Here is an 8,892-nt window from a genome sequence, read left to right as displayed (position 1 = left end):
CGCCGACGGCGCCATCGTGGGCGCGCCGGCGCTGCTCGGGTTCGTGTGCATCCACGACCAGATACGCGCCACGGCCGCCCAGACCATCGGCTACTTCAAGGACCAGGGCGTGACCGTGAACGTGATCTCCGGCGACGACCCGCGCACGGTGGCGGGCATCGCGGCCCAGGTGGGCGTGGACGGCGCGGACGAGTACGTGGACGCCACGACGCTCGAGACGCCCGAGCAGGTGGCCGACGCCGTGCGCCGCTACCACGTGTTCGGCCGCGTGAAGCCCGAGCAGAAGAAGCAGTTCGTCATCGCGCTGCAGGAACAGGGCCACGTGGTGGCCATGACCGGCGACGGCGTGAACGACACGCTGGCCCTCAAGCAGGCCGACTGCTCGGTGGCCATGGCCGCCGGCTCCGACGCGGCGCGCAACGTGGCCCAGCTCGTGCTCGTGGACAACGACTTCGCCAGCATGCCCAAGGTGGTGGCGGAAGGGCGGCGCTCCATCAACAACCTGCAGCGCTCGGCGTCGCTGTTCCTGGTGAAGACGCTCTTGTCCATGTCGTTGGCGGTGCTGTTCGTGCTGCTGCCGTGGCAGTACCCGTTCCAGCCCATCCAGATGACGCTCATCAGCGCGTTCACCATCGGCATCCCGTCGTTCGTGCTGGCGCTCGAGCCCAACAGGGACCGCATCCGCGGCCGCTTCCTGGAGAACGTCATCGTGAAGTCCATCCCCGGCGCCGTGTGCGCGGTGCTGGGTGTGCTGGCCGTGAACGCGGTGGGCCGCCTGGCGCTGGGCCTGGGCTACGGCCAGGTGTCCACGCTGTGCGTGCTCCTGGTGGCCTGGGTGGGCGTCATGCTCATCGTCCGGCTGTCCGTGCCGTTCACGCCCATCCGCAGCGCGCTTCTGGTCGTGGTGGTGGGCGGCACGGTGCTCGGCGCGACGCTGTTCCACGGGCTGTTCGGCATCGTGCCGTTCACCGTTCCCATGGCCGTGCTGTTCGCCGCCTGCGCCGTTGCCGCCGCGGCGCTGTTCCACTGGCTGTACGGCGTGCTCGGCCGCTGGCACGAGGCCCGGCTGGCCCGCGAGGCGTGAACGGCGCCCCTTTCCCCTGCGGCGTTGCGGTATGATGGCGGGCGAAGGAAGCGACGAAGGGAAGCGGTGGGCTCATGGGCCGGTTGGCGATCATAGGCGGCGGGGCGGCGGGGCTGGCGGCGGCTGTGACGGCTGCGCGCGAGCTGCGCCTGCTCGGCGTTCCCGGCGACGTGGCGGTGTACGAGGCTGACGAGCGGGTCCCCTTCGCGCCCTTGCCGGGGGCGCCCTCCCCCATGACCTCGTCCACGAGCGAGCGCTCCTCGGGCGCGGGGCCGTCCAGCTGGCCGCTCTTGAACAGGTAGTAGTCGTAGTCGCCGTCGTAGTTGGTCACGCGGCCGGGCTCCACCTCCACGATGCGGTTCGCCACGCCCTTGATGAGATGGCGGTCGTGCGTGATGAAGAGGATGGTGCCCTCGAACGCCTTGAGCGCCTGCTCGAGGATGTCGGCGCTCGCGATGTCCAGGTGGTTCGTGGGCTCGTCCAGGCACAGGAGCGGGCGCGGCGCCACGAGCATCTTCGCCAGCGCCAGGCGGCTCTTCTCGCCGCCGGAGAGCACGCTCACGCGCTTGTCCACCGCGTCGCCCGTGAACAGGAACGCGCCCAGGAGCGTGCGCACCTGCGAGATGGTCCAGCCCGGCGCCACGCGGTCCAGCTCCTCGAACACGGTGTTGCCGGGGTGCAGCTCCTCCAGCTGGTGCTGGGCGTAGTACGTCTTCGTCACGTGCACGCCGTAGTCGATGGAGCCCGCATCGGGCGCGAGCGCCCCGGCCACCATCTTCAGCAGCGTGGACTTGCCCGCGCCGTTGGGGCCCACGAGCGCTATCTTGTCGCCGCGGTACATGGTGAAGTCGAAGCCGTCGTACACCGTCTTGTCGCCGAAGCGCTTCACCAGGCCGCGGGCGCGCACCACCTCGTCGCCGGTGCGCGGCGGCTGCTTGAAGTTGAAGTGCACGGTCTTCTTCTCCTCGGGAAGCTCGATGCGCTTGATCTTCTCGAGCTTCTTCACGCGGTCCTGCACCTGCTTGGCCTTCGTGGGCTTGTAGCGGAACTTCTCGACGAACGCCTCCATGTGGGCGATCTCCTCGGCCTGCTTCGCCGCCTCGGCGCGCAGGCGCTCGAGGCGCTCCTCGCGGATGCGCAGGTAGTCCGAGTAGTTGCCCTTGTACAGGTTCACCTGGCCGTTGTCCACCTCGGCCACGCGGTCCACCATGTTGTCCATGAACGCGCGGTCGTGGCTCACCACCACCACGGTGCCCGCGTAGCCGCGGAGGAACCCTTCCAGCCATTTCACGCTCTCCAGGTCCAGGTGGTTCGTGGGTTCGTCGAGCAGCAGCACCTCGGGGTTGCGGATGAGGAGCTTCGCCAGCGCGATGCGCATCTGCCAGCCGCCGGAGAACTCCGTGGTCAGGCGGCGCAGGTCGCCCTCCGCAAATCCGAGGCCGAACATGACGCTGCGCACCTTGGCCTCGATGGTGTAGCCGCCCAGCACCTCGTAGGCGTCGCGCGCGCGGCCGGCCGCCGCAAGCTGCTGCTCGGTGGGATCCTCGCCCAGCTCCTGCTCCAGCTTGTACAGGCGGCGCTCGGCTTCCAGAACCTCCACCTGCGAGGACATGACCTCCTCGAAGATGGGCTGGTCGGCCATCTCGATGGCCTCCTGCTCCAGGTAGCCCACGCGCGCGCCCTTGGCGAACAGCACGCGGCCCTCGTCGGCGTCCTCGGCCCCCGAGATGATGTTGAGCATGGTGGTCTTGCCCGCGCCGTTGGGGCCCACGAGCGCCAGGCGCTCGTACTCCTCGAGGCGGAACGTCACGTCATGGAAGAGCTGGCGCCCTCCGAACGACTTCGAGATATGTTCGAGCTGCATGATCATGGTGCGTGCGTGCTTTCTGTCGCAGGTTTCGTCGCGCCGGCAGAGCCGGCAGCGCCTTTGCCCGCCCGCCTGGCGATGCGCGGCAGGCCAGGAGGCGCAACTTGTCTATGATAGCGGAAGAGGCCGCGCACGGCTAACGGCTTCGCCGATCCCAGAAAGCAACCACGAACGAGCACGATGGGAGGCACTCCCGCATGACCAGGAACCCGAACACCGACATCGCCGACCTCCAACCCGCAAGCACGGCCCGCAGCACCGCGAAGGCCGACCCCCGCACGCTCGGCTCGCTTCTGGCCGCGGGGTTCATCCTCGTGGTGTCGTTCATCGTCCGGCATTTCTACCAGTAGCCGCCGCAGCCCCGGAGGCGCTTTCGCGAAACCCCCTTGACTTGGAGTGCGCTCCATGTGCTTCAATGCAGGGCATGGCGGAAAGGAGCCCGAAGATGAAGATCGCGGAAGTGAGCAAGCGGTACGGGTTGAGCGCCGACACCCTTCGCTATTACGAGCGCATCGGCCTGTTGCCAGGCGTCACGCGCAATGCAAGCGGCATACGCGACTACAGCGAGCAGGACTGCGCGCGCGTGGAGTTCGTGAAGTGCATGCGCGCAGCGAGCGTTTCCATCGAAGCGCTCATCGAGTACATGGACCTGTTCGAGCAGGGCGAGCAGACGGCGGCGGCCCGCAAGGCGATTCTCGAGGAGCAGCGCGGCCTCGTCGAGAAACGCATCGCCGACATGCAGGCGGGTCTCGACCGCTTGAACGCCAAGATAGAGAACTACGAGGGAATTCTGGCCGCCGAGCGCGCGATCCGCGGCGATGCGCGAGCACCTTCGCCCGCAACGGGGCACCCGGTTGTCGGCAAGTTTTGAAGATTCCTCGCACAACCTCGAAATCAGCCCTTGCGCGACGGCTTAACTACCGCTAGAATATCCAAGCACGTTGCGACGACGCAGCGGAAAACGGTCGCTTGGCTCAGCGGGAGAGCATCGCCTTCACACGGCGGGGGTCACAGGTTCAAATCCTGTAGCGACCACCATGAAATAGCAGGCCGGAAGCATATTTTGCTTCCGGCCTTTTCATTATCCAGGATTGCCGCCCCCCATCCGCGCACCCTCCTCGGGCGCATGGGGCATTCATGAACCCTGCCCGGGCCTCATGAGCCGCTTATGCGGCAGAACACCCAGAGAGCGATGCCGAAGAGGAACGCCACCGTGACGGCTGCGAGGATGTAGCCCGACCAGCCCTCCCGCGGGCCCTTCTCTATCGCGCTGTCCAAGAGGCGCCCCAGCCGCTCGCTCCTTCTCGCCAAACGCTCAAGCGGGCCGACGAGCCCCGAAACCAGGAAGGCCGCGAAGATCATGAGGGGGAACGAGAACGCGGTGAAGAAGCCTATCGGGTTTGCAAGAATCGCCAACCCGCTCGGGTCCAGCTCTATTCCCAGCCATTCGAACATCTCCGCTCCTCTCCAAGGCGCCCACAGGGTACAACGCCAAGCACAGCTGCAGGCATCACCGGCTGCTTCGGGACGGCAGCTCGGACAGGTGCAGGCCAGGCGCCCGTGCCAGGCCCTCCATCGCCTCGCCCATGGGAAACCCTCTCGTTCCCCCCATTATACGCAAGACGCGCCGAGCATGCCGGATGCGCGACGAGCATATTCGCCCCGGCGGGCAATCCCAGCCGTTAACTTATCGGCAGGTTCACGCCTTTCTTTTGAGCTGATAATCAGGAAAAACAAATTCCTGCTTCTACCGTTAGTTGGTCTATTCGCCCGTCGCGCGCGCCGAAAACTTGCTACACTACATTCTTAAACCTCGAAGCGAAAGGAGGTGGGCATGGCCGACGCGAACCCTGTCGAGGTGCAACCGGGCACCACGCTCCTGCTCGCCTGCCTCGAAGATACCGACCGCGCAGCCCTCGAGGAAGCGCTTGGCAGGGAGTTCCGCCTCCTCTTCGCAAAGTCCGCCTGCGAAGCGCTCGGCACCATGCGGGCGCAAGCCCCCGCGGCCGTTCTCTTCAACGCCCTCTCGCCCGATGCCGACGCCCTTCTCGGCCAGCAGCACCGCGACGAGGGGCGGCAAAACCCCCTCGTGTTCGCCCTTGCACCAAGAAACGACGAGGATATCCAGGTGACCGCGTTGGAGCAGGGCGCCGACGGCGTGATCTTGCTTCCCGCAAGCCCGCGTCTCGTCCGCGCGCACCTCGAGAACGCCCTGCGCAGCCGGGACGCCGCGGCAGCGCGCTCCCAGGAGACGAGCGATCAGCTGCGGTTCCTGAACGACGCCTCCCGCTACCTCCTGGCAGGCGCCGACCCCGACGACTCCATCGGCCTTGCGCTCGACAAGACGCGGGAGTACTTCGAGGGCGACCGCGCCTACGTGTTCGAGATCGACGACGAGAGGGAGCTGGCCAGCAACACCTACGAATGCTGCGCCCCCGGCGTGGCGGCCGAACAGCAGAACCTGCAGGACCTTCCCTGCTCGACCTACCGGCGCATGCTGGATATCCTGAAGGCCGGCGAGAGCATCTGCCTCGACGGCGTGGAAGCCATCCTCGAAAGCGGCCTGGACGAGAACCGGATATTCACGAGCCAGGGCATCGAGAGCCTCATCCTCGTGCCCCTGCGCTCCGGTGGCCACCTGGTGGGATTCATGGGCGTGGACAACCCTGCGCGCAACGCGTCGCACGCAAGCCACCTCGCGGCGCTGGGCGACTACATGACGGCGATCCTCCAGCGGCGCGACAACGAGGAGCAGATCCTCCGCGACAACCGCATCCTGCGCGACCTCATGAACGACATGCCCGGCGGTTTCGTCCAGCAGCTGGTAACCCCGGAGGGCAGGACCGTGCCCCACTTCATCAACGAGGAGTTCTGCCGCATGAGCGGCATGAGCCATCGCGAATGCACCGATTTCTACAGCGCGGACGGGTTCACGGGCGTTCATCCCGATGACGAGGAGATGGCTCGGCAAGCGCTGGAGAAGCTCATCACCACCCGCGAGACCATCACGGTTCGCCTGCGCCTTATCCGCGGGGACGGCAGCTACGTGCCCATGCAGGTGTTCTACCGCGTAACCGACGACCGGGACGGAAACCTGCTGCTAAGCGGCTACTACACCGACCTGACCGAAGAGCTGGCCGCCAAGGAGCGCGCCATAGCCGAGCGAGACGAGCTCACAGGGCTGCCCAACCGCACGAGGCTCGCGCGCATGCGAACAAGCGTCTACCAAGGCCTGTCGTCATGCGGCGTGCTGTTCTTCGACGTCAACCACCTGAAGGCCGTGAACGACACGCAGGGCCACGGCCGAGGAGACGCCCTGCTGAAACTGGTGTCCGACAGCATCCGGTCCATCACCGACGAGCGCGTCCACGGCTACCGCTACGGCGGCGACGAGTTCCTCGTCGTGGCGTGCGACAGCGACGAGGCGGAGCTGGCAAAGCTCGTCGAGCGCTGGGAGGAGCACCTGGGCAAGCTGGCCGAAACCCACGACGTCGTGGCCACCGCCGCCGTCGGGAGCTGCTGGAGCAAGGCGCCGTTTACGTTGAACAACCTGATCAAGCGAGCCGACGAGGCCATGTACGCCGAAAAGCGCCGCGTGCGGGAACACGTGGACGGGCAGGGCGGCCTCACGGCTGGGAAAGGTACTTCTTCCTGAAGGCATCCAGATCGAGGGGGCGGGAGTAGTAGAAGCCCTGCGCCGTGTCGCAGCCTATCTCGCGCAGCAGGGCCACGTGCTCGGGCGTTTCCACGCCCTCGCATACGGTGCGGATGCCCAGATGCTGCGCCATGACCACGATGTCGCTCAAGATGGACTGCGTACGGTCGGTCTCGTAGCCCTCGCACAGGAACTCCTTGTCCAGCTTGAGCACGTGGATGGGAAGCCGGCGCAGCAGGTTAAGCGACGAGAAGCCTGATCCGAAGTCGTCCATGGCAATGCGGAAGCCCTCCGCGCTCAGCGTCTCCAGCGTGCGCACGACCACGGCCTCGTCCACCATGAACGCGCCCTCGGTGACCTCCACCTCGATGGCCTCGGGAGGCAGGTCGTAGCGGCTCACGATCTCGAGGAACCGCTCGACGAAACCGTCTTGCAGCACCGTGGGCCGCGAGAAGTTCACGGAGATGGGCAACGGCGCGCCCTCCCCTCCCGGCAAAGGCAGCGGATAGGCCCGGCACACGCGCTCCAGCATATGGAAATCGAGGTCGGATATCAGCCCGGAGCGCTCCAGGGCGGGGATGAAGGCGGTCGGCTGCAGGAGCCCGAGCTTGTCCGACTTCCAGCGGCACAGGCACTCGGCCCCCGTCAGCCGCCCCGTGCGCACGTCGACCTGCGGCTGCAGGTACATCAGGAACTCGTCGCGCGCGAGGGCGTCGCCCATGCCCTGCACGATCTCCATCTCGCCGCTGAGCTTGGCCCTGAACGCCTCGGTGTAATAGGCCACCCCGCGCTCCTTGACGCCCGCCTTGAGCACGAGCGCGGCATCGCTCACCATGGACGCGACGCCCACGTTCGGGTCATCGGCGACGTATGCGCCGTAGTTGCACGAAAGCGTTCCTGTGAAGTGAAGGTCCTCGGCCTCGCGCAGATCGGCGTCCACCTTCTCGCAAAGACGCTCCAAGGCCGCGGGGTCGTTCTTCACGAGCAGCGCGAAGTGGTCGGAGTCGGCCCGGGCGCACAGGCCGTCGCACGAGGAGCGGTATATGCCGTACAGGCGCACGATGAGCTCGTCGCCCGCCGCGCGGCCGAACGAGTCGTTGATGAACCGAAAGTGAACGACGTTGGTGTAGACCACCAGGTACGTGGACGGCGGGGCCCCGGCGATGGCCTTCGACGCCTCCCGGTAGAAACCCTCCAGGTTGCTGCCCCCGGTCAGGGGGTCGATCAGGAACGTCTTGCGGAGCCTTCGCATGCTGTCGCGCTCGCGCAGCACGAGGAGCGCCGTGGTGAATAGGACGAGGAGGGCGCTGACGAGCAGCATGAGCCGCGATTCCCCGTTCGCACGCGCCTCCGCGGCCCTCACGGCCCGGTCGGCGAGGTCCCAGTGCTCCTGGCTCGCGCGCATGAGCGCATCACCCGGGGCCCCGGCGCGCACCTCGGCGATGCCCCGCTCGACCTCGCGCCACTTCGCCTGCACGGCATGAAGGCCCTCGACGACCTCGCGGGTGGCGGACGACTTGAGCGGGCGCGCCTCCTCGTCGGCTATCAGCTGGGAGAGCAGCCCATCGACGTGCGCCTCGAGGTTGTCAGCCTGCGTGCCGGCAAGCTCGAGCTTCACTGCCATCTGCGTGCCGCCTCGCACGGTTCCGGCGTTGTTGATGATGGCCGCGTAGCCCTGCATCTGCAGGAGGCTCGAGAACAGAAGCGCCGCGCCGACAATCCAGACGGCGACGCAGGCGAACGTCACCCGCGATCGCGAGAGGACCAGGGGCCCTTCTTCAGAGAAGCCACCCCCCCCCATCGTGCAACGTCATGCATCCTCCCTCGGCCGCGCCCCGAACACTACCGGACATTGTACCCCGAACGAACGCTCACCCGATAGATGGGATTTAGGAAGCCTGCGGAAGGGCCGGGGCCCTCTACTTAATGTAGAAGCTGGAGAGCCTCATATCGCTCTCGAAGACGATGTCGTACGTGACCGTGATGTTCTCGTAGATGGCCACCATCTCGACGACCTCCTGCGTGACCCACAGTTGGCGGGCCTCGAAGGCATACGCGTTGCCGAACGCCTCGAACGCCCCCCAGTCATCGCTGAAGCTTGCGCGGGCGGCCTCGAGCGAGGTCGCGTCAAGGGCGTTCTGCATGGGTTCGGTGGACATCGACCGAAGCGCATCGAAGTCTTCGGCATCGACCAGCGCCACCACCTCTTGCGCGCGCCCGAGGATCTCCTGCTCGGTGAGCCCGATGCCCTGCCCGGCCGGCGCGGTCTTGGGCAGGGCCCACCAG

The 8,892-nt window shown here is 66.7% G+C and carries 8 protein-coding genes and 1 tRNA gene; 5 read left to right on the top strand and 4 right to left on the bottom strand.

Going from position 1 to position 8,892, the window contains the following annotated elements:
- A partial coding sequence (locus GPA_RS11365) for an HAD-IC family P-type ATPase (protein WP_156791169.1) occupies window positions 1-1,084 on the top strand: 1,084 nt, incomplete at its 5' end.
- Here GPA_RS11365 and GPA_RS11360 read toward each other — a convergent pair.
- Complete coding sequence (locus tag GPA_RS11360; RefSeq protein ID WP_015539941.1) at window positions 966-2,954, bottom strand: ABC-F family ATP-binding cassette domain-containing protein; 1,989 nt, start codon at window positions 2,952-2,954, stop codon at window positions 966-968. The two genes, GPA_RS11365 and GPA_RS11360, sit on opposite strands and share 119 nt — an antisense overlap.
- Before the next feature lie 194 nt (window positions 2,955-3,148).
- Between GPA_RS11360 and GPA_RS18265 the strand changes: the two genes are divergently transcribed.
- The 3 genes from GPA_RS18265 (at window position 3,149) to GPA_RS11350 (ending at window position 3,989) form a co-directional block, all read left to right on the top strand.
- Window positions 3,149-3,301 (top strand): hypothetical protein, encoded by a 153-nt coding sequence (locus GPA_RS18265; RefSeq protein WP_015539940.1) that lies wholly within the window; start codon window positions 3,149-3,151, stop codon window positions 3,299-3,301.
- Between the two features lie 95 nt (window positions 3,302-3,396).
- Window positions 3,397-3,822 (top strand): MerR family transcriptional regulator, encoded by a 426-nt coding sequence (locus tag GPA_RS11355; protein ID WP_049784127.1) that lies wholly within the window; start codon window positions 3,397-3,399, stop codon window positions 3,820-3,822.
- A 92-nt stretch (window positions 3,823-3,914) separates the two neighbouring features.
- Window positions 3,915-3,989 (top strand) — tRNA-Val (locus tag GPA_RS11350).
- A 117-nt stretch (window positions 3,990-4,106) separates the two neighbouring features.
- Here GPA_RS11350 and GPA_RS11345 read toward each other — a convergent pair.
- On the bottom strand, window positions 4,107-4,406 hold the full coding sequence (locus GPA_RS11345; protein ID WP_015539938.1) for a hypothetical protein: 300 nt from the start codon (window positions 4,404-4,406) through the stop codon (window positions 4,107-4,109).
- 379 nt (window positions 4,407-4,785) lie between these two features.
- Between GPA_RS11345 and GPA_RS11340 the strand changes: the two genes are divergently transcribed.
- Entirely contained in the window at window positions 4,786-6,606 is a 1,821-nt protein-coding gene (locus GPA_RS11340; protein ID WP_015539937.1) for a diguanylate cyclase domain-containing protein, read from the top strand.
- On the opposite strand, the gene GPA_RS11335 is transcribed toward GPA_RS11340, so the two are convergent.
- The gene (locus GPA_RS11335; protein WP_041239534.1) at window positions 6,578-8,353 is read right to left on the bottom strand and encodes a putative bifunctional diguanylate cyclase/phosphodiesterase; all 1,776 of its coding nucleotides are present in this window, start codon (window positions 8,351-8,353) and stop codon (window positions 6,578-6,580) included. The two genes, GPA_RS11340 and GPA_RS11335, sit on opposite strands and share 29 nt — an antisense overlap.
- 172 nt (window positions 8,354-8,525) lie before the next feature.
- Window positions 8,526-8,892: DUF3887 domain-containing protein (locus GPA_RS11330; RefSeq protein ID WP_041239533.1), on the bottom strand; the 367-nt coding region annotated here is incomplete at its 5' end.

Source organism: Gordonibacter pamelaeae 7-10-1-b (genome assembly GCF_000210055.1).
Taxonomy (GTDB): domain Bacteria; phylum Actinomycetota; class Coriobacteriia; order Coriobacteriales; family Eggerthellaceae; genus Gordonibacter; species Gordonibacter pamelaeae.
The sequence above is the reverse complement of the archived record's forward strand: the minus strand, read 5'-3'. Positions and strand labels throughout refer to the sequence as shown.